Consider the following 24192-nt stretch of genomic DNA (forward strand, 5'->3'; position numbering starts at 1 on the left):
CCTAGACAAAGCGGGCTTTGCAGAGGTTTTGATGCCAAAAGAGTCAAAGGTTTGTGACGTTCCACAATACAAGCGATCGAGCTGTATCCGGGCACAGTGATGGCCGGCGGCATCTTCTTGCCATTGAACACCGCCTATACCGGGCCTGAAGCGGTCTATTTCGTGGGCGACGCGTCTCCGCGCGTGGTGGGTTGCGATCCGGCGCGAATGGGGGAGATCAGCGCAATTGCAGATGAGGCGCGTGTGCTGACCGCGGCGGAGGACGGCCAGTTCCGCCTTGGCGGTGCGGGTGGTTTTCCTTCTCTGCCCTCTCCGCATTGAATTCGGGCTTCAGAACAGGCCGTACCGCAGACAGCGTCACCCGGTCCAGCGGTGTGCGTCCTGCGGTGGCTAGGCGCCGTGTGACCCTCGCGCCACTCAGCAATCCAGGCCTCCGCCCGCGATTTGCGTCAGGCATCCGCCTGCGCAATCACCCGCTACAGGAACAGCGCAGCCTCCGTCAGTGGCCCGGGTTTTCCGGGTCGGTTTGCTCTGCGCCGCAGTCAAAGCGTTCGGCATAGGATTCGCTCAGGCGGCTGGGGCCGTGCAGCAACCGCCATTGCCGGATGCCATTGCGCCAGCCTGCCCGGCCTTCGCGGGTGCAGGGCTCTTCGGTATCCTCAGCGGGGGTTTCTGTCTTCAGCAGCTCCCACACCGCCTGCTTACCCTGGCAATATGCTTCGGCGCCCCAAGCACCCAGCAGCTCCTGAAAGGCATCAAAGGCGGCACGGTTGAACACCTTGTCCTCGCCCAGCCGGTTGTTCACCGGGTTCTCCGGATGCACGCCGCAACAGGGCACCCAGCCCTCGGGGATCGGGGTGTTGGCGGAATGGGTACGCTCGGCACGCAGCAGCTTGGGCAGCACATGGGTGTGCGGGCCTTCGGGGGATTTGCCACCGGTGTCGGGACCGCCGATCATTTGATAAACTTCGACCCGGCCAAGGCGGGTCAGCAGCACCCGATGCGGATGGTGCTTCAGGATCGCACCCATCGCCGGGTTGCCGTGCTCGAATAGCGACCGGCCAGCGTTTTCGGTCAGCGCTTCCAGCAATTCCGGATCGGCGGTGCGGATGCAGAAATCCGCCTGGAACTGGCCCAACCCCATATCGAACAGCCAGGCACCTCGGTCTTCGTCGCGCAGGGCGCCTTCGTCGGGGCCAAGCGCGGTCAGCACATCGCGCTGGTTCATCGCGGCGGCGTCATGCGGCAGGCACAGGGATACCGCCTGGGTCCAGCGGTGCGGTTTGGGGCTGAGGATCTCATAGGCCACCGGGCGCACGCCCTCCAGCGTATCAATACGCACCCCGCCGCGGTCCGTGACCTGCATAAGCCCGGCATGTTCTTGCGGCGCCGGGTCGCCATAGACGTGGTGGAACTCACCTATGGCGCCAAAAGACCCCATGTTCCAACCGCAGCCTTCCTGCATCAGCGCGTCTTTCAGCACTTGTTGAAGCTTAGGCATCTGCTGCCCTCCTGTTGGTTGTTTTCCACTCCAGAGCGCCGGTGTGGACGGCCTGGTAAACGGCTTTGCCGATGGCTTCGCCGGTGGCGGTGTGCAGCCCTGCATAGGGGTTTGCGCCGGTCAGGGCGGCCACCGCGACGCAGTCGGTTCCGGTGCCGGTCGCGGTTCCGCTTGGCAAAATGATGCCAGCGTCCATCACCGCCGCGGTGCGGGCCTGGACGGCAATGCTCATCGCTTCGATCAGCCCGGCGAGGGTCAGCCCTTCGGAGAGGCGCAGTGCGACATTGATGGTGCCCCAGTTGCGGCCGGCGTAGTCCATCCGGCTCCCAACCCGCTCGGCGTTGGACAGGCCGACGGTGGCTACCGCATGGGCCTGGATGCCCTCCACCTCAGCCATGGCTTCGCAGTAGCGGCGCACATCGCGCGAGGTGAGAAAGGCCACGGCATCCCCGCCACCCCGCTGTGCCAGTTCACCGGCAAACCATTCGGTAACATCCAGATCCCGCGGCAGGTCACTGTTGCGGACTTCGCGCCACAGGATGCGGCGGGCGGTGACCAAGCCGGGGCGGTTCACTGCCCAGCTCAGCACCTGCATCTCCTCGCCCAGGTCAAACTCGATCCAGGGGCGCTCCAGAGTGACGGCACTCATCACAGCACCTCCAGTGGCTGGAACACCGGCCCTTGCGCCGTGGTCTCATGCCAGATCGAGATGCCAAAGGCGCGGGCCATCAGCGCCGGTGTCAGCACCTCAGCGGGCGCACCGTCAGCCAGTATTCCGCCTTCGGCCAGCAGGATCAGCCGGGTGCAGTGGCGTGCAGCAAGCCCAAGGTCATGCAGAGAGACCAGCGCGGCGCGGCCTTCGGCAGCGAGGCTGGCAAAGACCTCCATAGTGGAGATCTGATGCGCCGGGTCCAGCCCTGCGGCGGGCTCGTCAGCCATCAAAAGCGGCGTGTCCTGCGCCAGCGCGCGGGCAATCAGCGCGCGGGCCTGCTCGCCGCCCGAGAGGCGCGATGCAGCACGCTGGCGGAACGGATCCAGTCCCATGCGCCCAATCGACTGATCGACCAGCGCCTGATCGCCAGGCGGCAGCCGCAGCCCCTGCGGCAGATGCGGCAGGCGGCCAAGCGCCACCAGCCGCTCCACCGGGATCGGCCAGGCGATTTCGCGTGATTGCGGCATCCAGGCCACCGCGCGGGCGCGCTCCGCCGCGCTCATCGCTGCCAGCGAGCTGTGCCCTTGCGCCGGAATCAGCCCCAGGGCCGCGCGCATCAGGCTGCTTTTGCCTGCGCCGTTTGGCCCCAGCAGGCCGACGAATTCACCTGCCTGGATTTCAAACGAAACATCGCGGAGCACCGGACGGTTCCGCAATGTGACAGCGAGGTTCCGGACCGAAAGCACGCTCATGCCAGCCCTTTCCGCGTCTTGTAGATCAGGTGCAGGAACAGCGGCGCGCCAACCAGCGCTGTGACCACCCCCAGTTTGAGATCCCGCGACGGCAGGATGATCCGCACAGCGATATCAGCCAGTTGCAGCATGATGGCCCCGCCAAGTGCCGAGGCCCACAACAGCCGCGACGGCTGGCCGCCAACCAGCGGGCGCAGGATATGCGGCACCACCAGGCCAATGAAGCCGATAGCGCCCGCCACAGCAGTGGCGCCGCCGGCAATGGCGGCAGTCCCGACCACCAACAGCAGCCGCATGCGGTTCAGGTTCATCCCCATGGTCTGCGCCGCATCCTCGCCCAGTGTAAGCGCATCCAGACCCCGCGACAGCGTCATCAGGATCGCGGCCCCGGTCAGCGCAAACGGCAGCACCAGCCAGACATGCAGCATTGAGCGATCCGCCAGCGATCCCATCATCCAGAACACGATCTCATTGGCGGCAAAGGGGTTGGGCGACAGGTTCAGCACCAGCGAGGTGAGCGCCGCCGCCATCGCCGAAATCGCGATCCCTGCCAGGATCAGCGTCAGCGAGCCGCCCTGCGGCCCGGCCAGCGCCATCACCAGAAACACACCCGCCAAAGCACCGGCCAGAGCGGCCAGCGGCAGGCCCAGGGTGAGGCTGGCCGCCAGTCCGGTGTTGATCGCCAAAACCGCCCCCAGCGCCGCCGAGGAGGACACGCCGATCAATCCCGGCTCCGCCAGCGGATTGCGCAGATAACCCTGCATCGCGGCCCCCGCCAACCCCAGCCCGCCACCGATAATCACCGCCAGCAGCGCCCGCGGCAGCCGGATTTCGCGCATCACCAGCGTCAGCGGGCCATAGCTGTTGTCAAAAAAGGCCGCGAGGCTTTCGCCGATGTCCACATCCGCAGGCCCCACGGTCAGCGACAGCAGGAACAACGCCAGAACGGCCGTGGTAAGCATCAGCATCAGCATCAGCATCAGACGGGTCATTCCCGGCTCTCCTTTTCCAGAAAAATGCGGCGTTCCTCCGCCAGCGCCGCCACCGCGCGCAGCACATCCGGGGTGCCGCAGACCCAATCCGCATCGCGGATCTGCCCGGCACCGCTGCGGCCCGCCAGGCGGCGCACTGCCGGATGCAGCAGAACTTCCTCGCTGCGCGAGCCGCTCGGATAGGGAGAGGTTCCGATCAGCAGATCCGGCGCGGCCAACGCCAGCAGTTCCGGCGGCATATGACCGGAGTGCGCATAGCCCAGCTCATCCGCGATATTGCGCAGCCCCGCCGCGCGCAGGATTTGGCCCGCGAGGGTCATGCTGCCGGAAGTGAACCCGTTGGCGGCATAAAGCACGGCGCGTGGTGCCTCCGGCCCGGCTTGCTCGAACTTTTCCAGCCGCTGGTCATAGTCTGCCAGCAATGCGCGGGCCGCCTCTTCTCGGCCCAGAACCTGACCCATCTGCAGGATACGTGCGCGCACATCCTGCAGTGAGCTGGCAGGCTGGAACACCACCACCGGCACGCCAAGACGGCGCAGCATATCCGTGGTGGCCGGTGTCGAATAGGCGCCGGCAATCACCAGATCGGGCTGCAGCAAGTAGATCTCTTCAGCCAGCCCGTGATTTATGGGATAGGCCAGGGCTTCCTCTGCCATGGCCGAAGCGCGGGCATCCCGCGCGATGTAGGAGACCGATGCCAGCTGGCCAGGTGCCGCAAGCAGCATCGCCAGCTGGTCAGTGCAAAGGTTCATCGACACCACGCGCGACGGCCCGGCACAAGCACCGGTGGCGGCCCACAAAAGAGCCAGGACTATGCCGGGCAGCCTGCGCATGGGTCAGAACGCGGCCTTTACGCCGATATAGGCGGCACGGCCGCGCTTGGCGTAGCCCCAGACGTCCGAGTATTCTTCGTCAAACAGGTTGGTGATGCGCCCGGTCAGCACCACTTTGTCGGTCAAGTCATACTGGGCCGAGACGTTGACTGTGGTGTAATCCGGCAGTTCAGCAGTAGCAAAAGAGCCGAAAAACTGAGTATCCCAGTTGCCTGCTACATGGCGGACATCAGTCGTCACAGAGCCGCGGCCGTTGAAGGTTTGCAGAGTTGCGCTCAGCAGCTATTCGTGCTCCGGACGGCGAACCTCAACCGAACCATCCGGGTTGGTGGCATCCAGATAGGTGTAGGACAAGTTCAGATAGAGGTTTTCTGTGGCATCCAGGCTTGCCGCCAGCTCAACGCCTTTGCGTTCGCTGTCGCCTGCCTGATTGCGGTAGGAGAACGTGGTTGCGTTCACCATGTAGCTCTCGATCTCTCCTGTCAGCGTCTCGTCGAAATAGGTCACATCAACCAGACCGCGCCCTTGCAGGAACGGCACCTCTACCCCGAAATCAAAGCTGCGGTTTTCCTCCGGCTGCAAGTTCGGATTGCCCAGGTAGGTGGTGGCGCCAAATGTACTGTTGGCAGACAGCTCAAAGTAAGACTGGTTCACGATCCCTGTCCCGGCGGAGCTGTGCAGCCACACACCGCTTCTCTAATTGGGTGTTTGGGTCAAGCTCGTTTTCTTTATTCTCTGGGTCATTGTCACTCATCCGGGTCACACTTCTCTTCGCAGTCTGATTGACGCTCAGATGGCACCGCTGCACGTATGTGTTGGATCGGCTGTGGAGAGCCCCACTTTCTGGCGCGCGTCCCATTGCGCAGCGAACTTTTTCGGCTTTATCCACAAACCTCGTCCGGTGAGGACGACCCCGTCAGGGTTGGGTACTTGGCGATTTATGTCATGCCGTGCTCCCCAATCGTTCCTGACGAAATTCCGTTCCGTCGACCCACATGCGATGCAGTAAAACGGCCAACTTTCGAGCCACAGCAACGACGGCACGGCGTCGGCCCTTGGTACGCATCAAACGCATTCCCCAAGACTTAATCTGCGATTGCACCATACTTCGCATGAGCAGCGCATTGCCCGCTGCGTAAAGTGCAGCACGGACGTCACTGTCACCAGCCTTTGATATGCGGCCAGGGTTGTCGTGCTCTCCTGACTGGTATCGCCGGGGAGTAAGACCAAAATGGCGCCCACCGTGCGGGATCTTTTGAACCGTGTGGGATCATCGACGGCTGCCTTAAACGTCAGTGCTGCGATTGGGCCAACTCCGGGAACCGTCATCAGTCTCAGGCAAACTTCATCCTGACTGGCAGCCTGCTTTACGCGCCGGTCCAGCTCCAGACATTGCTGATACAGCGCCACCCTGGCATCAAGCAGCGGCACAAGGGCATGTGCCAGAACATCATCCATTTCGATGATAGGACGCACAATGCCATCAAAACTGCCATGCGAAACGGTGTTGGGCAGGCGGATGCCAAATATCTTCAACAATCCACGGGTCTCATTTGCCAGATCCATCGTCTTCTTAAGCAACGCCTTGCGTGTGCTGAGCAGCGCACGAAGGCCACGAGCCTTTCGGCTCTTCATATGAACCGGACTGAACCAGCCTGTGCGTAGAACATGCGCGATGCCCCTGGCATCATTCTTATCGGTCTTGTTTCTCATCGCTGACAGGGCTGCGTTCACCTGCCGCGCCTCCATGCAAACCACATCAAAACCTGCAGCCTGCAGTCCGAAGTAAAGATGTTGGCTCATCGTACCAGCTTCCAAACCGATGCGTTCTATCGGGACCTCAAAATCAGAGAGGCACGCTGCAATGGCATCGACCTCGCAAGCCAGCTCGCGTTCGAGAACCACCTGGCCCTTCGTATCAACAACGCAAAGCGCGCACGACCGAAGTGACACATCAAGTCCAACAAAGTACCCCATCATCTCTCTCCCTTGTTCACAGCTATCCTGTGATCATACCGGGAGCTCGACCTCGAAACAGAGGTAGCCCAATTACGCATACTTCCTGCGATTAGTGGCAAAAGTGTTTCCTCTTGCCCTGTCTGCTTGCAGCCGCGGTGAAGGAAAGGCGTCTGCGCGCCTTGGGCACTGCCCGCCAAAACGTCCCTGCACCATGCCTAACCCTCCGCACTTCCTTCTGCCATGCAGCGGGCGGTTTCCGGAAGTGCAGCGGGCCGTCGTGCTGCACGCGCGCCGCGAGAATCCGGCACTTCCGCAATGGGCTCGAACCAGCCCTCCCGCCCAAGAAAAAAGCCCCGCAGACACCTGCGGGGCTTTCGTTTTCAGCAGCCGTGAGGCCGGGGAGATTACTCGTCGCCCGACTTCAGTGCGGCGCCCAGGATGTCGCCCAGCGATGCGCCGGAGTCCGAGGAGCCATACTGTTCCACTGCTTCTTTCTCTTCTGCAATCTCGCGTGCCTTGATCGACAGGCCCAGACGACGGGTCTTGGAGTCGACGTTGGTGACGCGGACGTCGACCTTGTCGCCAACCGAGAAGCGCTCGGGGCGCTGGTCGGCACGGTCGCGCGCCAGGTCGGAGCGGCGGATGAAGGACTTCATGCCCTCATATTCCACTTCGATGCCGCCGTCTTCGATCGCAGTCACGTTCACGGTCACGATCGAGCCGCGCTTCACGCCGCCAACTGCTTCTGCAAACTTGTCGCCGCCCAGAGCTTTGATCGACAGCGAGATACGCTCTTTGTCGACGTCCACTTCGGAAACAACGGCCGAAACCATGTCGCCCTTGCGGTAGTTCTGGATCGCATCTTCACCGCGCTCGTCCCAGCTGAGGTCGGAGAGGTGAACCATGCCGTCGATGTCGCCGTCGAGACCAATGAACAGACCGAATTCGGTGATGTTCTTGACTTCGCCTTCGACCTCGGTGCCTTCCGGGTTGGCTTCGGAGAAGACTTCCCACGGGTTGCGCATGGTCTGCTTGAGGCCCAGGGACACGCGGCGCTTGGCACCGTCGATTTCCAGAACCATGACGTCGACTTCCTGGGAAGTGGAGACGATTTTGCCCGGGTGGACGTTTTTCTTGGTCCAGGACATCTCGGAGACGTGAACCAGACCTTCGACGCCCGGCTCCAGCTCAACAAATGCACCGTAATCGGTGATGTTGGTGACACGGCCCTTGTGGACCGAGGACAGCGGGTACTTGGCGCCAACCAGATCCCACGGATCTTCCTGCAGCTGCTTCATGCCCAGGGAGATACGGTGGGTCTCTTTGTTGATCTTGATGACCTGAACCTTGACGGTTTCGCCGATCGACAGGATCTCGGAGGGGTGATTCACACGGCGCCATGCCATGTCGGTGACGTGCAGCAGGCCGTCAACGCCGCCCAGGTCAACAAACGCACCGTATTCGGTGATGTTCTTGACCACACCGTCGACCGCTTGGCCTTCGGTCAGGTTGCCGATGACTTCGGCACGCTGTTCGGCACGCGATTCTTCCAGGATGGCGCGGCGCGAGACAACGATGTTGCCGCGGCGGCGGTCCATTTTCAGGATCTGGAACGGCTGCTTCAGACCCATCAGGGGGCCCGCGTCGCGCACGGGGCGCACGTCAACCTGGCTACCGGGCAGGAACGCAACAGCGCCGCCCAGGTCGACAGTGAAGCCGCCCTTGACGCGGCCGAAGATCGCGCCTTCGACGCGCTGATCGTCTGCGTATGCTTTTTCCAGGCGGTCCCAGGCTTCTTCACGGCGGGCCATCTCACGCGAGATGACGGCTTCGCCGCGGGCGTTTTCAGCCGAGCGCAGGAAGACTTCCACTTCGTCGCCGACAGCGATTTCAGCAGCTTCGCCGGGATTTGCGAATTCTTTCAGATCAACGCGGCCTTCCATTTTGTAGCCGACGTCGATGATGGCCTGACCAGCTTCGATTGCCAGTACTTTGCCTTTGACAACCGAACCCTCGTCCGGAGTGTCCATTTCGAAGCTTTCATTCAGGAGGGCTTCGAAATCCTCCATTGATACGTTTTGAGCCATGAGGTCTCAGATTTCCTTTTCATACGGTTTTTCTGGCCATGCGGTTGTCTCCGCCGGTCTTGGTTCAGCCGCACAGGACGTGGCCCGGATCACATCTGATCAAACAAACACAAAGGGCCGAGGTGTGCCCCAGCCCTGCTCAGATGTGTCATCCGGACGTTGACCGCCCTTGTACCGACAGCGCGCGTATAGGCGGATTCCCGGGTGCGTGCAAGAGGAAGCTGATCAGAGCTGCGGCAGGCGGCCTGGATTGCCGCTTGCCGCATTGTTCACGCCTCAGGCGATTTCGGTCACGATGGTGTCGCGGGATTTGCGGACCTTTTTCATCGGCAGGAGCCAGTCGCCTTCTTCGGCGCGGGTGCCAAGCGGCAAGAGCAGGACCGAGCGCAGGCCACGGTCCTTGAGCCCCAGGATTTCGTCGATTTTTTCCGGCGTGAAGCCTTCCATCGGCGTGCTGTCGACCTCCAGTTCGGCGGCGGCGGCAAGGGCGAAGCCCAGCGCGATATAGGCCTGGCGGGCAGCGTGGTCGTGGTTGGTGCGCTCTTCACGCGGCAGATAGGTCGCCTTGAGGTTATCATAGTACTGGTTCAGCATCGGGATCTCGCCGCGCTCCTCGGTCATCTGGCGGGTGACGGCGTCGATACGGTCTTCCGAGTAGTTGTCCCAGGCGGCAAAGACCAGAAGGTGCGAACCGTCGGTGATCTGGGCCTGATCCCAGGCGTGCGGGCGGATCTGCGCGCGGATTTCGGGGTTGGTGATGACAAACACCTCAAACGGCTGGGTGCCCGAGGAAGTCGGCGCCATGCGGATCGCCTCGATGATCTGCTCGACCTTTTCCTGCGGCACAGGTTTGGCCGGGTCCATCTTCTTGGTTGCGTAGCGCCAGTTCAGTTTCTCGATCAGGGTGCTCTTGCTCATGTCTTGGGTCCTTTCTCGGCAGACTGCCAGGGGTGGTATACATTTGTGACTGGCTATATAAGGGGTACCGGAAGGGGCGCAAGAAGGCACAGGTTTGAGCCCCGGTAACACGGAAGGAACCGCCATGGCAGACGCCGCCAAATGCCCGGACTGCAGCCGCATAAACGAGGTGCTGTCGCGGGTCGGAGACCGCTGGAGCGTGCTGGTGGTGATCTCGCTGGCGCAATACGGGGTGCTGCGGTTCAATGAACTGAAGCGGAACCTGGGGATATCCCAGCGGATGCTGAGCCTGACCCTGCGCAGCCTGGAACGCGACGGGCTGGTCAGCCGCACCTATTACCCGACGATCCCGCCCAAGGTGGAATACGCGCTGACACCTCTGGGAGAGTCGTTCCGCGAGCCATTACGTGCGCTGGGGCTTTGGGCGCTGGAGCATTTGCCGGTGATCGATGCCGCACGGGCAGAGTTCGATGCGGCTGCGGAGGCGGAAAAAAAATCCGCCTGATGGCGCTGAATGGCAGGGTACCCGGATCAGTGCCTACCGCGAGGGTTTGCTACTTGCGGATATTCCAGACCCCGGCATCGCGCCGCATTAGGGACTGTTCCGCGGCGTTCAGCCGGGTCGCGGCGGCACCGGGATCCTTGCTGCCGCCCGCATTATTCCAGATCTTCAGGGCCGATGCCGGACTCCAAGGCAGGCAGGCAGAGGCCAGCCAGCGCCGCAGCCCGGGCGGCAATGCGTCATAGGCCTGCATCGGGTCCCCTGCCCGGCGCCGGCGTTTCAGGCCGGAATTCAGGTTCCGGCCTGCCTTGCCGTCAGCCATTGCGGCGCCAGCCCGGGAAAGGATCGTCCAGGGCCTCCCAAGCCGGATCGAAGCCGCCTGCGGGTTCCGGCATCAGGCAAGCGTCCAGACAGGCGGTGATCGCGTTCTTGTCCAGGCCCGCCCCGATAAACACCAGTTCCTGGCGGCGGTCGCCCCAGGTTTCATCCCAGTTCTGCAGAAACTCGCGCCGGGCTTCGGGATGGGTTGGCCAGCGGTCTGTTGGCACAGCGGCCCACCACAACCCCAGCGGCCGGACCGAGGAAATTGCCCCGGCCAGCGAAAACTCAGCAGCCCATTCGGGACGTGTTGCCAGCCAGAAATGCCCTTTGGCCCGGATCACGCCGGGCAGATCGCCGTTCAGCACCGCGTGGATCCGGGCGGGATCAAAAGGCCGCCGGGCGCGGTAGACAAAGGAGGAAATGCCGTATTCCTCGGTCTCCGGCACGTGGTGACCAAACCCGTAGAGTTCCTTGGCCCAGAGCGGGTGCTCATGCGCGCGGTCGAAATCGAACCGGCCGGTGTTAAAGATCCTATTACCGTCCACCTTGGAATGATCCGCGTGGATAACTTCGGCATCCGGGTTCAGCGCCTTGATGACGGCCATGGCTGCGGCGGTCTGATCCGGCCCCGCATCCGACACTTTGTTCAGGATAATGACATTGGCGAACTCGATCTGGTCGGTCAGCAGGTTGACCAATGTACGGTCGTCTTCCTCGCCCAGGCTTTCGCCGCGGTCGCTGAGAAAATCGTGGCTGCTGAAATCCTGCAACAGGTTCACCGCATCGACCACCGTCACCATCGTATCCAGCCGGGCAACATCCGACAGGCTGGCGCCATCGGCATCCCGGAAATCAAACGTTGCGGCCACCGGCAAGGGTTCGGCAATCCCGGTGCTTTCGATCAACAGATAGTCAAAGCGCCCCTCCCCCGCGAGGCGGCGCACCTCCTGCAGCAGGTCATCGCGCAGGGTGCAGCAGATGCAGCCGTTGGTCATCTCAACCAGTTTTTCGTCCTGCCGCGACAGTTCGGAGCCGCCGCGCACCAGGTCTGCGTCGATGTTCACTTCGCTCATGTCATTGACGATCACCGCAACCTTGCGGCCCGCGCGATTGTTCAGGACGTGGTTCAAGAGCGTGGTCTTGCCCGCCCCCAAAAAGCCGGACAGGACCGTAACCGGCAGCCTCTTATCTGTCATGCGGAACCTCCATATGTTATATCATAACAAATCACAGGCTGGATAGCAGCCTGTATCGCAATCCGCAACCCTGGAACCAGCAGACAGGCCATGGCCAATGGGTGTACTCCGCTTTCCGGATAACGCAAAACGGCATTCGGCTGCTTTGTTTCGCTTGCAGTCTGGACCGGCAGTCAAACGCGGGCACAATATGAGCCAGCAACTGAATTTCCTTGTCATCATCTCCGGCGAGCACCGCAAGGATGCGATGGGCTGCGCCGGCCATCCGATTGTGAAAACCCCGAACCCGGATGCGCTGGCCGCACGCGGCACGATGCTCACCTCGACCTATACGCCCTCCCCATGTGCGTGCCGGCACGGGCGGCGGCTGCGGGCGACCTGCGATCCGGAAGAGGTCAATGCCCGCGCCTATGCCGGCCAGCGCCGCCGGATCGCCGCTGTAGTGCTTGCTGACGATCCGGCCTTTCCCTAGGCTCGTGAACGGGAGGGTCTGCAATGACACTGAACGAAGCGATCGCAAGCCAGCCGCTCTGGGTGCAAATCTGGGTCAACATTCTGTTCCTGGGTGCTTTTGTCCTGCCGCTGGCTCTGCTGATCTGGAAGCCCAGCCGGGTGGCCGGGCTGGCCACCGTGGCGGCCAGTGTATTGGCGGGGGCCGGAGTTTATTGGCTATACGGGCAGCTTGGATATGTACGCCTCTTGGGACTGCCGCATATAGTCCTGTGGACACCTCTGCTGCTCTGGCTGTGGCAGCAGCGGGCGCAGCCCGGTATGCCCGTTTGGCCACGGCGGATCATTCTGGCTGTCTGCACAGTGATCGCAATTTCGCTGGCCTTTGATTATGTGGATGCAGCGAGGTATCTGCTGGGAGAGCGGCAGCCGTATTAACCGCTGCCGCGCAAAAAGTTTTGCAAAAACTTTTGGCAATTTTCTTACTTAAGAAAATTGCGCCGCCCGCCTAGAGGTCGATTCCCTGCACACCGTCCGGTTCGCCGGCGCGGGAGCCTTGGTTCGAGAAATGCAGATGTATTTTTTAACCCAGGGCACGGCCTGCGGGTCCTCAACAAACTCTCGTTTGCCTTTCCGAACATGAGCAGCGGAATTCAAAGTCTCTATCCAAGGCCTGCAGGCGATGCGTCACGGCGTATCAAATAGGAATTGGCGGCATCCTCGATCAGCGCGAAGTGGTTGATGGGCTTGGAGTTGAACACCATCCAGCCTTCCTCGAAGATCCGGTGCATGAGCTTGGAACCGCCGCGGCCAATGTCTATGTACAGCACTGCGATCTGGTACTTTGAGCGGGCCGCTGGTTTCGCCAACAGGGGCGCGCTGCCCGGCAGGTTCCTCGCAGCCCAGCGGAACGGCAGCTCCGCAAACAGCTCTTCGAGGTTCCAGGGACAGGTTTTCCTGCAACGGCCGCACATGGCGCCGGATTTCAGCCGGGGCCGAGGACGTGGTACAGCATCACCTCGCCGATGCGGGAAACGTCACCGAGGCTGGACAACAGCAGCAAGGGCGGTTGCAGCACTCCGCCATCCATCACCGAATGCGCTCGCGCAGGATAGCCGAGATTGCGGACGTAACTACCGTTTTGGCGGACTCCTGCAGGCCCTTACCGAGATAGCCGAACAGGGAGCGAGCGAACAGGCCGGCCCGTTCTGGCACCCGAGCGGCGTTCGCCTCATTGATATAGAGGTGGGATCCGCCACGTTTTTCAGGGTCTCGAACGGGTGCACAAGCCGGTTGCGGCAGGAAAACAGTTCACCCCCTGGTTTGCCCCTGATGTGTTACAGCTTGGCGACGATGCGCGGCCCAACCAGCAACAGTTTGGCGGCGGTCAAACGCAGCACGCACCAGGTGACGCGGGTCAGCCTGCGTCCGGCATTCCGCTATACAAAACGGCGCTCGATCACCCGCGCCAGCAGGGTGATCCGGCAACCCAGGGAGTTGTGGACCTGGGAGCGCCAGACCGTCACGTTAATTGACATTGCCAACTATTTTGCCGGAAAAGGCCAGCCACACTTCTGCGCGCGTACTTGCAGGCCTTGTTCGGCCGGGCAACAGATCCGGCCGAACAAGGCTGTTCAGTCGTTCATCACGCTTTCCCGCCCGAACATTATGTGTATATATATAGTCATTAAAATTCTTTAATCGAATTGGAAATCCGAATGCCAGCCCCCCACGAGAACATGAGCTACAGGGATATCAAGCAGGTCGTTCTGGACCGGATCCAAAACAAAATCTGGGCGCCGGACAGTCTGCTGCCCAGCGAAACGGACCTGGCTGTTGAATTCTCAAGCACGCGCACCACTGTGAACCGGGCACTGCGGGAGCTGGCCGAAGAAGGCTATCTGGAACGCAAGCGGAAGGCCGGGACGCGGGTTTTGAATTCACCGGTCCGCAAAGCCCAGTTTTCCATCCCCCTAGTGCGGGATGAAATCGCTGAAACAGGCGCCGCCTACCGGTATTCCCTGGTGGAAAGCCGTATCATGCCCGCCCCGGCATGGCTGTCAGCCCGGCTTGATATCCCTCAAAAGCAGGAGGTTCTGCATATCAGATGCATGCATTATGCCGGCAATGCGCCGTTCCAGTATGAAGTGCGCTGGGTTGTGACAGACAGCATCCCCGAAGTTCTGGAGGCGGATTTCACCCAATCCGGTCCGAATGATTGGCTGGTGCAAAAAGTTCCCTTCACAAATCTTGAGCTGAGCTTCATGGCGACCAAGGCCGATCAGACAGTGTCCGAATTTCTGGACGCCCCTCTGGGGGACCCCTTGTTCACGGCGGAAAGGATTACTTGGCTGCGCACCAAGCCTGTAACGCTGGCAAAGCTGTTTTTTGCTCCCGGATATAAAATGACCACTCATCTGTAAGGTTTGCGCCCGCACGCCTAGCGGCCTGCGCACTGACGCCAGGTTCGGAATTAAAAATGCCCAGCGCCTGCAATCTGCATCTTAGGGCCGCCAGACAGCATCCTGGCCCACACGGGTGATACTGGCGGACAGGGTCTTGAACTCGCTCCGGATATAGCCCGCGAAACGCTTTACAGAGGGCCGCATTGGCTGGGCTTCATAGCGTAAAATGCCCAAATGCCGGTCCGGATCACCAATGCGGACCGGCAGGGCGCTGATTGATTTCTGGCGCCGCATCATGAACACCACGGAAAACGGCAGCACTGTCAGCGCGTCGGACCCCGTAAGGATACTGACCACCGCGCTGAGGGAGCCGCCGGAGAAACTGACCTTGAAGTCCTTCACTCCGATCCCTTCAAGCACCGCGCGCAGGTCGTGGTAAAGCGGGCTGTCCGCCGGTGGCGCGATCCAGGAATACTGCGCAATTTCCGGCAGCTTCACTGCCCCGCGCCGGACCAGCGGATGCCCTGCCCGGCAGGCGATAACATTGCGGCCAGGCAGGATCTGATCAAAGGAGAACCCTTCGGGAATTGACGCCTGCCGCAACGGCAGAACGGCCAGATCAAGGGTTCCCTCCTTGAGCTTCGGCATCAGGTCGCCGGGATAGCCGTAGCTCTGGTCGATACGCACGTCCGGGTAGCCCATCTGAAACTCGGCGATCATGGGCGAGATCACCCCGTCGAGGAACACCGGCGTGCCGGCAACCCGCACTGCGCCGCTTTTGCCGCGCTGGAATTGTTCCAGAACCGCACCGCTGCCGCGCACTGCCAGAAAGACCTTCCTGCCTTCCTCGGCCAGGGCAAGGCCCAATTCGGTCGGCTGCAGCGGGCGCCTGCCCGGCTCAAACAAGGGGGCGCCGACGCGCTCCTCCAGCATCGCAAGCGATCGCGACAGGCTTGGTTGCGACTTGCCAAGCAGGTCTGCCCCCTCGGTCAGCCCGCCACGATCGACGATGGCAAACAGCAATTCAAGGTGACGGGGATCAATCTTCATACCGAAAGGTTATATTAACGCCCTCAAGTTCGATCAAGTTCGAAAAATTATCCATCATATTGGTGTCACACCCGGTTTGGAGGCACCCGGCATGTTCGACACTGCAAAATACGGATCAGATCAGACCGTCATCTTTGAGGCGGGGCTGCACCGCGCCTTGGACCGTCATGTTTCTGCGCTGGATGCCAACCGCGTTCTGGTGCTGACCACACCGCATCAATCGGATCTCGGGCTGGAGCTGGCGGCGCAGCTGGGCGCCAAGGCGGCAGGTGTGTTCTGCCGCGCCGCCATGCATACGCCGGTCGAGGTGACCGAGGAAGCCCTGGCACATCTGCAGGATGTCGGCGCGGACACTGTGCTGGCGGCCGGCGGCGGTTCGACCATTGGGCTTGGCAAGGCGCTGGCTCTGCGCAGCGGCGTCACCCAGATTGCCCTGCCCACGACTTATGCCGGCAGCGAATGCACACCGATCCTCGGCCAGACTGAGAACGGGGTGAAAACCACGGTGAATGACAGCAATCTGCGCCCGGCCGCCGTGCTTTATGACCCGGAACTGGTGGCAACCCTTCCGGTACCGATGACCGTGACAAGCACGCTCAATGCCATGGCCCATGCCGTCGAGGCGCTCTATGCGCAGGACCGCAATCCACAGTCGACTGAACTGGCGCTGACCGGGCTGCGTATCTTTGCCGGCGCCCTGCCGCGGGTGATGGAGGATCCGGCCGGTCTGGAAGCGCGCCTTGCCACGCAGCAGGGTGCCTGGGCCTGCGGCACGGTACTGGGACAGGTGGGCATGGCGCTGCATCACAAGCTTTGCCACACACTTGGCGGCAGCTTTGGCCTGCCGCACGCAGAAACCCATGCCATCGTGCTGCCGCACGCCGCCGCCTATAACGCTGCTGCCGTGCCCGGCCTGCTGGCCCCCGTTGGCGAAATCTTTGGAAGTGCCGATCCGGCGGCCGCACTGTGGCAATTCGCCAAGGATCACGGCGCCCCGATGGCGCTGCGCGATCTGGGGCTGGCAGAGGCGGATCTGGACCGCGCTGCCGACCTGGCAGTGCAGAACCCCTATTGGAACCCAAAAGAAATCACCCGGCCGGGCATTCGGGACCTGCTGGCGCGCGCCTGGGGAGGAGACGCGCCAGGTAACTGAACCATGAGCTGTAATCAGGGAGGAGACCCCATGATCAACCGCCGAACATTGCTGAAAACAGGCACCGCTGCCGGGCTGCTGAGCACAAGCGGACTTGCCGCGCCCGCCCTGGCCCGGGGCGCAAAAATCAAACTGGGCTACATCAGCCCGCAATCAGGCCCGCTCGCGGCCTTTTCCGAGGCGGACCGGTTCATCCTGGACGGCTTTGCCGCAACCGACGCGGGCCGGAATTTCGAGGTCATCGTCAAAGACAGCCAATCGAACCCGAACCGCGCGGCGGATGTGGCACGCGAGCTGATCGTGGATGACGGCATCGACCTGATGCTTGTCGCCTCTACGCCGGAAACAACCAACCCGGTTGCCACAACCTGCGAGGCTGAGGAAATTCCCTGCATCTCCACCGTTGCCCCCTGGCAGCCGTGGTTCGCCGGTCAGCAGGGCAACTCCGGCGATCCGGGGTCGTGGGAGCGGTTTCACTATGCCTATCACTTCTTCTGGGGGCTGGAGGACATCATCGCGGTCTTCAATGCCATGTGGAGCCAGCTGGACACCAACAAATCCGTCGGTGCGCTTTACCCGAACGATGGCGACGGCAATGCCTGGGGCGACCCGGTGCTGGGCTTCCCGCCGGTACTGGAGCAGAGCGGCTACAGGCTGACCGACCCTGGGCGCTACCAGAACCTGACGGATGACTTCTCCGCACAGATCAACGCCTTCAAACAGGCCGAAGCGGAGATCGTGACAGGCGTGCCGGTCCCGCCTGACTTCACCACATTCTGGACCCAGGCCAAACAGCAGGGCTTTGCGCCCAAGGCTGCCACCATCGGCAAGGCGGTCCTGTTTCCGCAGGCAGTCGAGACCCTGGGGGATGCAGGCCACAACCTCAGCTCCGAAGTCTGGTGGTCCCCGAACCATCCGTTCAGCTCCTCACTGACGGGCCAGTCCGCAGCCGGTCTTGCCCACGGCTTCACCGTTGCAACCGGGCGGCAGTGGACCCAGCCGATCGGCTTTGCCCATGCGCTGTTCGAGATGGCCGCTGATGTGATGGCCCGCGTGGATGATGCAGGGGATGCGGATACCGTGTCCGAAGCAATCGCCGCCACCGAGCTTGCCTCCATCGTCGGACGCATCGCCTTTGACGGCACCGGCCTGCCGCTGTTTGCGCAGGCGAACGTGGCCAAGACACCGCTGGTGGGCGGTCAATGGCGGCTGACAGAAAGCGGCAGCTATGACCTTGTGATCGTTGACAGTTCCACCGCGCCCGAGGTGCCGGCGGGCGGCGTGATGGAACCCATTTCATGATGCTGAAAGGAACCCTGTATTGCCGCATCGGCGCGATGGGGCGGGTGGAGCTGCTGACATGACCCTTCTCTCATTGCGCAACGTTTCGAAAAGCTTTGGCCAGCTGAAGGTGGCTGATGACGTCACCGTGGAGATTCCGGCGGGCCAGGCGCTTGGCATCATCGGGCCCAATGGCGCGGGCAAGTCGACGCTTTTCAACCTCATCACCGGCAATCTGCGCAGCGACGCCGGATCCATCCGCTTTGACGGGCGCGACGTGACGGCGGTACCCGCCATGCAGCGCTGTCTTGCCGGTGTCGGCCGCTCCTTCCAGGTGCCGCAGCCCTTCGGCAACATGACCGTGTTCGAGAACCTGCTGGTGGCCGCCACCCACGGGCGCAAGGCCTCCGAACGGGATGTGCAGGCTGATTGCGCCCGCATTCTAAGCCAATGCGGTCTGTTGCAGGCGGCCAACCAACCGGCTGGCGGCCTCGCACTGCTGCAGCGCAAGCGGCTGGAGATGGCGCGTGCGCTGGCAACGGATCCCAAGCTGCTGCTGCTTGACGAAATCGCCGGCGGTTTGACCGAGGGCGAATGCCTGTCCCTGGTAGACACCATCCGCAGCATCCATGCCCGCGGCGTTACCATTATCTGGATCGAACATGTTCTGCATGCGCTCACCTCGGTGGTGGAGCAGCTGCTGGTGCTGAATTTCGGCAAGGTGATCGGCCTTGGCGCGCCGGATGAAATCATGAACCGGGCCGAGGTCCGGGAGATCTATCTGGGGGCCGGTGTCTGATGCCCATTCTGGAAACACGCGGCCTTACCGCCCGTTACGGTGACTTTCAGGCGCTGTTCGGCATCGACTTGCAGCTGGACGAAGGGGAAACCCTTGCCATCATCGGTGCCAACGGCGCGGGAAAAACAACCCTGATGCGGGCGCTGGCAGGTGTACTGCCATCGGCCCCCGGCATGGTGCATCTGGCGGGCCGGCCCGTAGGGGGCCTGAGTGCGGATCAGATCATGCCGCTGGGTCTTGCGATGGTGCCAGAGGGGCGCAAACTGTTCCCGTCTCTCTCGGTCGAGGAGAACCTTCTGATCGGCACCTACGGGCGCAAGGTCCCAGGCTACTGGAGCCTGGAAGCGATCTACGACTTGTTCCCGATCCTTGCAGAACGGCGAAACCATCCGGGCACTGCGCTTTCGGGCGGGCAGCAGCAGATGGTGGCCATCGGCCGCGCGCTGATGTCGAACCCCAAGGTTCTGTTGTGTGATGAAATCAGCCTCGGCCTGGCGCCGGTGGTGATCCGGGACATCTATGCCGCTGTGCCGAAAATCCAGGAAAGCGGCGCCAGCCTGATCGTAGTGGAACAGGATATCGGCCAGGCAATGGCAGCCGCCGACCGGGTCTGCTGCATGATGGAGGGTCGCATCACCCTTGAAGGGCGGCCCGAAGATCTGCGCCGCGAGGATATCCACGCAGCCTATTTCGGAGCCGCCGCATGATCTGGATCGACACAATTCTGCAGGGCATCCTGCTGGGCGGGCTTTATGCGCTGTTTGCCGCCGGTCTCAGCCTCGTTTTCGGGATTATGCGGCTGGTGAATCTGGCCCATGGCGACCTGATTGTATGTGCGGCCTACTTGATCCTTGTCCTGGTAACGCTTCTGGGATTGCCACCGTTTGCGGCGGCGCTGATGGCCGCGCCGGTGATGTTCGCTGCCGGGTGGCTGCTGCAATTGCACCTGCTGAACCGCACGCTGGGGACGGATATCCTGCCGCCGCTGCTGGTGACGTTCGGCCTGTCGATCGCGCTGCAGAACGCCCTGCTCGAAGGGTTCAGCGCCGACAGCCAGCGCCTGCCGGGCGGTGCGATCGCCACCGCCTCGGTGAAGCTGGGCGATCTCAGCATCGGGGTGCTGCCGCTTCTGACCTTTGCCTCCGCCGTCCTAGTGATCCTGGGGCTGAATCAGCTGTTTTACCGCACCGCGCTGGGCCGCGCCTTCCGTGCCACTTCGGATGATGCGGTCACGGCGAGCCTGATGGGCATCCGCCCCGGGCGCATTTTTGCCACGGCTACGGCAATTGCCATGCTGGTGGTGACGCTGGCGGCGCTCTACCTTGGGATGCGGGCGAATTTTGATCCGGCAATCGGCCCTGCCCGCCTGATCTATGCTTTTGAGGCTGTGATCATCGGCGGCCTTGGCAGCCTGTGGGGCACGCTTGCGGGCGGTATCATCATCGGCGTCGCACAGACGCTGGGCGCCGCCGTGAACCCAGAATGGCAAATCCTGGCCGGGCACCTGGCCTTCCTCCTCGTGCTGCTGGTGAAGCCGCGCGGACTGTTTCCAAGGGCGGTGGACTGATGGCTGATCTTACACACTCTCCGGCACAATCTGCGGCACTTTCTGCGGCGGCACCGTTTCGCGTGACGACCCGCACAAAGGCGTCCAATATGTTCGGCCTGCTGGCCTGCGGCGTGATCCTTCTGCTGGCCGTTTTGCCGTTCTTTGCCGGGCGCGGGCTGATCCAGGATCTGTTTTTCATCCTGACCATGCTGGTGCTGGCGCAGCTTTGGAACCTGCTTGCAGGCTACGGCGGGTTGGTCAGCATCGGCCAGCAGGCCTTTGCCGGCATCGGCGCCTATGCGATGTTCGGCGGCGTCATCATCGCAGGCATCGATCCGATTGCTGCAATCCTGCTGGGCGGGCTGGCGGCAGCGGTCCTTGCAGTGCCGATGGGTTTTTTCGCCTTCCGCCTTGCCGGCGCCTATTTCGCCATTGGCACCTGGGTCATGGCCGAAGTCGCGCGGCTGCTCCTTGCGCAGGTTAAAACACTTGGCGGCGGCACCGGCACCTCCCTGCCCCGCACCGCCACCCGCGGGATGTGGGCGACCGACTGGATCAAATCCGCACTGGATGTAAAGACCGCCGCCGCGCGCGATATCCTGACCTACTGGCTGGCGCTGCTGCTGGCAGTGGTAGTGATCGCGGCGATCTACGCGCTTTTGCGCTCGCGCCGCGGACTGGCGCTGTCGGCCGTGCGCGACAACCCGGAAGCCGCGAAATCCGTCGGCGTCGATGCTGGCCGGATCAAATGGCTGGTGTTCCTGGCGGCCAGCTTTGGCACCGGGCTGGCCGGGGCGCTGATCTATGTGCAGAAAGCCCGCATCAGCCCCGATGCCGCCTTCAGCGTCACCGATTGGACGGCTTACGTGATTTTCATTGTGGTGATCGGCGGCATCGGCACAATCGAGGGCCCGATCCTGGGCGTGCTCATCTTCTTCGCATTGCAATCGCTGCTGGCCGACTTTGGCAGCTGGTATCTGTTCACGCTTGGTCTTATCGGAATCGCGGTCATGCTCCTGGCGCCGCGCGGCCTATGGGGGTTTTTCTCCGACCGGACCGGCATTCAGCTTTTTCCCGTTCAGCGGCGTCTGAACGGCGGCACACTCAAGGAGGAATAACCATGGCTGAGATCGAAACCGACGTGCTTATCATCGGCACCGGGCCTGCGGGCTCTGCAACGGCGGCGCTTCTGTCAAGTTACGGCATCGCGAATATGGCGATCAACCGCTACCGCTGGCTGGCAAGCACCCCGCGCGCCCATATCACCAACCAGCGCACAATGGAGGTGCTGCGCGATCTGGGGCAGGATGTCGAAGCGGAGGCCTATATGCATGCGGCCCACCAGGACCTGATGGGCGAGAATGTCTTTTGCGAAAGCCTTGCCGGCGAAGAGATCGGCCGTATGAAAAGCTGGGGCAACCATCCCCTGTCCAAGGCCGAGCATCTGCTGTCCAGCCCGACGATGATGAACGACCTGCCGCAAACCTTCATGGAGCCGATCCTGTTTGCAACCGCCTGCAAACGCGGCACCCAGGCCCGGATGAGCACCGAATACCTGAGCCACACGCAGGACGCGGAGGGCGTGACCACCACCTGCCGCGACCGCCTGTCTGGCCGCGAATTCACGGTCCGGTCAAAATACCTTGTCGGTGCTGATGGCGGCAACTCGCTGGTGGCGCAGAACGAAAACCTTGCGATCGAAGGCAAGATGGGCGTGGGCGGGTCGATGAACATCCTGTTCCGCGCGGATCTGTCGAAATACGTCGCTCACCGGCCCAGCGTGCTGTACTGGGTGATGCAGCCCGGCGCCGACGTCGGCGGCATCGGCATGGGGCTGGTGCGCATGGTGCGGCCGTGGAACGAATGGCTGATCGTCTGGGGCTATGACATCAATGAACCCGCACCGGTTGTGGACGAGGCGATGGCAACACAGGTCGCGCGGCAGCTGGTCGGCGACCCGGAGCTGGAAATCGAGCTGATCTCGGCCAATACATGGACCGTGAACAACGCCTATGCCCCCCGGATGCACAACGGCCGTGTCTTCATCATGGGCGATGCGGCACACCGGCACCCGCCCTCGAACGGGCTTGGCTCCAATACCTCGATCCAGGACAGTTTCAACCTCGCCTGGAAACTGGCCGCGGTGCTGAACGGCCAGGCCGCGCCTGCGCTGCTGGACAGTTACACCGCCGAGCGCGCACCGGTTGCCAAGCAGATCGTGACCCGCGCCAACCAGTCCATCAGCGAGTTCGGCCCGATCTTTGACTCCCTCGGCATGACCGGCGGCACCGGTCTTGAGGAGATCCGCTCCAGCGTGGCGGCCCGCTGCGAAACAACGCCGGAGGCGGAAAAGCAGCGCGCCGCAATCCGCGACGCAATCGCTTTCAAGAAATACGAGTTCGACGCCCATGGGGTGGAAATGAACCAGCGCTACAAATCCGATGCCGTGGTCACCGACGGGCAGATGGAACCGGCATTCGAGCTGGACGCGGAACTGCACTACCAGCCCACCACCTGGCCCGGCGCGCGGCTGCCGCATGTCTGGGTTTTCGACCCTGAAACGGGAGAAAAGCATTCAACTCTGGATCTGTGCGGAAAGGGGGCCTTTACCCTGCTGACCGGCATCGGCGGCGAGGCCTGGGAAGAGGCGGCAAAGGCCGTGGGGGCAGAGTTCGGTCTGCCGCTGACGGTGCGTCTGATCGGACCGCGGCGCAAATTCGCAGACCATACCGGCGATTGGGCGCGGGCTTCGGAAATTACTGATTCCGGCTGTATCCTGGTCCGTCCCGACCATCACGTCTGCTGGCGCGCCGACGAAATGGCCTCGGATCCCGAGGGCGAACTGCGCCGGGTGCTTTCCCATATATTCGGCCGCGGCGCGGCGGCCTCCATGGCAGCGGAGTAACAATATGCTTGATGAACACGAAAAGGGTTATTTCACCGAAGAAACCAGCGCCGAGGTTGTTGCCGCCCGCAACGCCAAGGCCGAAAACGAGCGGCTGCGCGACTGCGTCAATATCCTGGTGAAACACATCCACGCCGCGATTAAGGAAATGGAACCCAGCCAGGAAGAGTGGTTCAAGACCATCATGTTCCTGACGGAAACCGGCCATACCTGCGATGACTGGCGGCAGGAGTTCATCCTGCTGTCGGACATCATGGGCGTTTCCATGCTGGTGGACGCGATCAACAACCGCAAACCCTCCGGCGCCTCCGAAAGCACGGTGCTTGGCCCCTTCCACGTGGCCGAGGCGCCGGAACTGCCGATGGGTTCGAACATCTGCCTTGATGGCAAGGGCGAGCCGATGCTGGTCAGTGGCCGGATCCTCGACACGGATGGCAACCCGGTCGCGGGCGCCAAGATCGACGTCTGGCAGGCCAATGACGAGGGGTTTTACGATGTGCAGCAAAAGGGCATCCAGCCCGATTTCAACCTGCGCGGCGTGTTTCGCACCGGTGCCGATGGCACCTATAGCTTTCGCGCCGTTAAGCCGAAATTCTACCCGATCCCGGACGATGGCCCGGTGGGCAAGCTGCTGCGCGACCTTGGCCGCCACCCGTACCGGCCTGCGCATTTCCACTACATCCTTGAGGCCGCCGGGTTTGAAAGCCTGACCACCCACATCTTCGACCCGGATGACCCCTACATCAACTCCGACGCGGTCTTTGGTGTGAAGGAAAGCCTGATGGCCAAATTCGACCTGATCGAAGACCCGGCAGCGCTGCAGGAGGCCGGTTTCGATGAGGCCTTCTATCTGGTAGAGCACGACTTTGTTCTGGCCAAGGGCTGAC

General features: G+C 62.3%; 26 protein-coding genes and 2 pseudogenes. 14 read left to right on the forward strand and 14 right to left on the reverse strand.

The annotated features are described in order from the left end of the window. The first annotated feature begins 99 nt into the window (after positions 1 to 99). A complete protein-coding gene (locus tag L1069_RS19105) occupies positions 100 to 321 on the forward strand; it encodes a hypothetical protein (RefSeq protein ID WP_237456736.1) in 222 nt (73 codons plus the stop codon). 178 nt (positions 322 to 499) lie between these two features. On the opposite strand, the gene L1069_RS19110 is transcribed toward L1069_RS19105, so the two are convergent. The 10 genes and pseudogenes from L1069_RS19110 to L1069_RS19150 all read right to left on the reverse strand — a co-directional run bounded on the left by L1069_RS19110 (position 500) and on the right by L1069_RS19150 (position 9694). Continuing rightward, positions 500 to 1501 (reverse strand): hypothetical protein, encoded by a 1002-nt coding sequence (locus tag L1069_RS19110; protein WP_237456737.1) that lies wholly within the window; start codon positions 1499 to 1501, stop codon positions 500 to 502. Further along, a complete protein-coding gene (locus L1069_RS19115) occupies positions 1494 to 2150 on the reverse strand; it encodes an adenosylcobinamide amidohydrolase (RefSeq protein WP_237456738.1) in 657 nt (218 codons plus the stop codon). Before L1069_RS19115 ends, L1069_RS19110 begins: the two co-directional genes overlap by 8 nt. Further along, the gene (locus L1069_RS19120; RefSeq protein WP_237456739.1) at positions 2150 to 2905 is read right to left on the reverse strand and encodes an ABC transporter ATP-binding protein; all 756 of its coding nucleotides are present in this window, start codon (positions 2903 to 2905) and stop codon (positions 2150 to 2152) included. The genes L1069_RS19115 and L1069_RS19120 overlap by 1 nt, the downstream gene beginning before the upstream one ends. Further along, positions 2902 to 3897 (reverse strand): iron ABC transporter permease, encoded by a 996-nt coding sequence (locus tag L1069_RS19125; protein ID WP_237456740.1) that lies wholly within the window; start codon positions 3895 to 3897, stop codon positions 2902 to 2904. Before L1069_RS19125 ends, L1069_RS19120 begins: the two co-directional genes overlap by 4 nt. Continuing rightward, a complete protein-coding gene (locus L1069_RS19130) occupies positions 3894 to 4730 on the reverse strand; it encodes an ABC transporter substrate-binding protein (RefSeq protein WP_237456741.1) in 837 nt (278 codons plus the stop codon). Before L1069_RS19130 ends, L1069_RS19125 begins: the two co-directional genes overlap by 4 nt. Positions 4731 to 4733: 3 nt before the next feature. Next, on the reverse strand, positions 4734 to 4970 hold the full coding sequence (locus tag L1069_RS24300) for a hypothetical protein (protein WP_343328071.1): 237 nt from the start codon (positions 4968 to 4970) through the stop codon (positions 4734 to 4736). Positions 4971 to 5012: 42 nt separating this feature from the next. Further along, the gene (locus L1069_RS24305) at positions 5013 to 5417 is read right to left on the reverse strand and encodes a TonB-dependent receptor (RefSeq protein WP_343328072.1); all 405 of its coding nucleotides are present in this window, start codon (positions 5415 to 5417) and stop codon (positions 5013 to 5015) included. Positions 5418 to 5673: 256 nt separating this feature from the next. Next, a pseudogene (locus L1069_RS19140) lies at positions 5674 to 6707 on the reverse strand (IS110 family transposase). 386 nt (positions 6708 to 7093) lie between these two features. Beyond that, positions 7094 to 8776: a 30S ribosomal protein S1 gene (gene rpsA, locus L1069_RS19145; protein ID WP_129371954.1), complete on the reverse strand. Its 1683-nt coding sequence runs from the start codon at positions 8774 to 8776 to the stop codon at positions 7094 to 7096. Positions 8777 to 9052: 276 nt separating this feature from the next. Continuing rightward, positions 9053 to 9694 carry an NAD(P)H-dependent oxidoreductase gene (locus L1069_RS19150; RefSeq protein ID WP_129371955.1) on the reverse strand — a complete coding sequence of 214 codons (642 nt, stop codon included), beginning with the start codon at positions 9692 to 9694 and terminating at the stop codon, positions 9053 to 9055. Positions 9695 to 9818: 124 nt separating this feature from the next. Between L1069_RS19150 and L1069_RS19155 the strand changes: the two genes are divergently transcribed. Beyond that, complete coding sequence (locus L1069_RS19155) at positions 9819 to 10199, forward strand: helix-turn-helix domain-containing protein (RefSeq protein WP_129371956.1); 381 nt, start codon at positions 9819 to 9821, stop codon at positions 10197 to 10199. 49 nt (positions 10200 to 10248) lie between these two features. Here the strand turns inward: L1069_RS19155 and L1069_RS19160 are convergent, their stop codons facing one another. Both L1069_RS19160 and L1069_RS19165 read right to left on the reverse strand, forming a co-directional pair. Further along, positions 10249 to 10518: a DUF6525 family protein gene (locus L1069_RS19160; protein ID WP_129371957.1), complete on the reverse strand. Its 270-nt coding sequence runs from the start codon at positions 10516 to 10518 to the stop codon at positions 10249 to 10251. Beyond that, complete coding sequence (locus L1069_RS19165; protein WP_237456742.1) at positions 10511 to 11713, reverse strand: GTP-binding protein; 1203 nt, start codon at positions 11711 to 11713, stop codon at positions 10511 to 10513. Before L1069_RS19165 ends, L1069_RS19160 begins: the two co-directional genes overlap by 8 nt. Positions 11714 to 11903: 190 nt before the next feature. Between L1069_RS19165 and L1069_RS19170 the strand changes: the two genes are divergently transcribed. Both L1069_RS19170 and L1069_RS19175 read left to right on the forward strand, forming a co-directional pair. Continuing rightward, a complete protein-coding gene (locus L1069_RS19170) occupies positions 11904 to 12185 on the forward strand; it encodes a sulfatase-like hydrolase/transferase (protein WP_237456743.1) in 282 nt (93 codons plus the stop codon). 23 nt (positions 12186 to 12208) lie between these two features. After that, the gene (locus L1069_RS19175) at positions 12209 to 12601 is read left to right on the forward strand and encodes a hypothetical protein (protein WP_129371959.1); all 393 of its coding nucleotides are present in this window, start codon (positions 12209 to 12211) and stop codon (positions 12599 to 12601) included. Between the two features lie 214 nt (positions 12602 to 12815). Here the strand turns inward: L1069_RS19175 and L1069_RS19180 are convergent. Continuing rightward, a pseudogene (locus tag L1069_RS19180) lies at positions 12816 to 13292 on the reverse strand (hypothetical protein); the annotation flags it as partial. A 215-nt stretch (positions 13293 to 13507) separates the two neighbouring features. On the opposite strand from L1069_RS19180, the gene L1069_RS19185 reads away from it, so the two are divergent. Together L1069_RS19185 and L1069_RS19190 are read left to right on the forward strand one after the other, a co-directional pair. After that, positions 13508 to 13864, forward strand: coding sequence for a hypothetical protein (locus L1069_RS19185; RefSeq protein ID WP_237456744.1), 357 nt, complete (start codon positions 13508 to 13510; stop codon positions 13862 to 13864). A gap of 17 nt (positions 13865 to 13881) precedes the next feature. Next, positions 13882 to 14586 (forward strand): UTRA domain-containing protein, encoded by a 705-nt coding sequence (locus tag L1069_RS19190; RefSeq protein WP_237456745.1) that lies wholly within the window; start codon positions 13882 to 13884, stop codon positions 14584 to 14586. 81 nt (positions 14587 to 14667) lie between these two features. Here L1069_RS19190 and L1069_RS19195 read toward each other — a convergent pair whose 3' ends face one another. After that, positions 14668 to 15618, reverse strand: coding sequence for a LysR family transcriptional regulator (locus L1069_RS19195; RefSeq protein WP_237456746.1), 951 nt, complete (start codon positions 15616 to 15618; stop codon positions 14668 to 14670). 91 nt (positions 15619 to 15709) lie between these two features. On the opposite strand from L1069_RS19195, the gene L1069_RS19200 reads away from it, so the two are divergent. The 8 genes from L1069_RS19200 to L1069_RS19235 are packed head-to-tail and all read left to right on the forward strand — an operon-like array spanning position 15710 to position 24191. Next, positions 15710 to 16771 carry a maleylacetate reductase gene (locus tag L1069_RS19200; protein WP_237456747.1) on the forward strand — a complete coding sequence of 354 codons (1062 nt, stop codon included), beginning with the start codon at positions 15710 to 15712 and terminating at the stop codon, positions 16769 to 16771. A gap of 30 nt (positions 16772 to 16801) precedes the next feature. Next, positions 16802 to 18073, forward strand: coding sequence for an ABC transporter substrate-binding protein (locus tag L1069_RS19205; protein WP_237456748.1), 1272 nt, complete (start codon positions 16802 to 16804; stop codon positions 18071 to 18073). A gap of 58 nt (positions 18074 to 18131) precedes the next feature. Then, positions 18132 to 18851: an ABC transporter ATP-binding protein gene (locus tag L1069_RS19210; protein WP_237456749.1), complete on the forward strand. Its 720-nt coding sequence runs from the start codon at positions 18132 to 18134 to the stop codon at positions 18849 to 18851. Next, entirely contained in the window at positions 18851 to 19558 is a 708-nt protein-coding gene (locus L1069_RS19215; protein ID WP_237456750.1) for an ABC transporter ATP-binding protein, read from the forward strand. Before L1069_RS19210 ends, L1069_RS19215 begins: the two co-directional genes overlap by 1 nt. Beyond that, complete coding sequence (locus L1069_RS19220) at positions 19555 to 20418, forward strand: branched-chain amino acid ABC transporter permease (protein ID WP_129371965.1); 864 nt, start codon at positions 19555 to 19557, stop codon at positions 20416 to 20418. Before L1069_RS19215 ends, L1069_RS19220 begins: the two co-directional genes overlap by 4 nt. Further along, a complete protein-coding gene (locus L1069_RS19225; RefSeq protein WP_237456751.1) occupies positions 20418 to 21518 on the forward strand; it encodes a branched-chain amino acid ABC transporter permease in 1101 nt (366 codons plus the stop codon). The genes L1069_RS19220 and L1069_RS19225 overlap by 1 nt, the downstream gene beginning before the upstream one ends. A 2-nt stretch (positions 21519 to 21520) precedes the next feature. Further along, entirely contained in the window at positions 21521 to 23305 is a 1785-nt protein-coding gene (locus L1069_RS19230) for an FAD-dependent monooxygenase (protein ID WP_237456752.1), read from the forward strand. 4 nt (positions 23306 to 23309) lie between these two features. Further along, on the forward strand, positions 23310 to 24191 hold the full coding sequence (locus tag L1069_RS19235; protein WP_237456753.1) for an intradiol ring-cleavage dioxygenase: 882 nt from the start codon (positions 23310 to 23312) through the stop codon (positions 24189 to 24191). Position 24192: the final 1 nt, after the last annotated feature.

This window comes from Leisingera sp. MMG026 (assembly GCF_021654205.1).
Lineage (GTDB): Bacteria > Pseudomonadota > Alphaproteobacteria > Rhodobacterales > Rhodobacteraceae > Leisingera.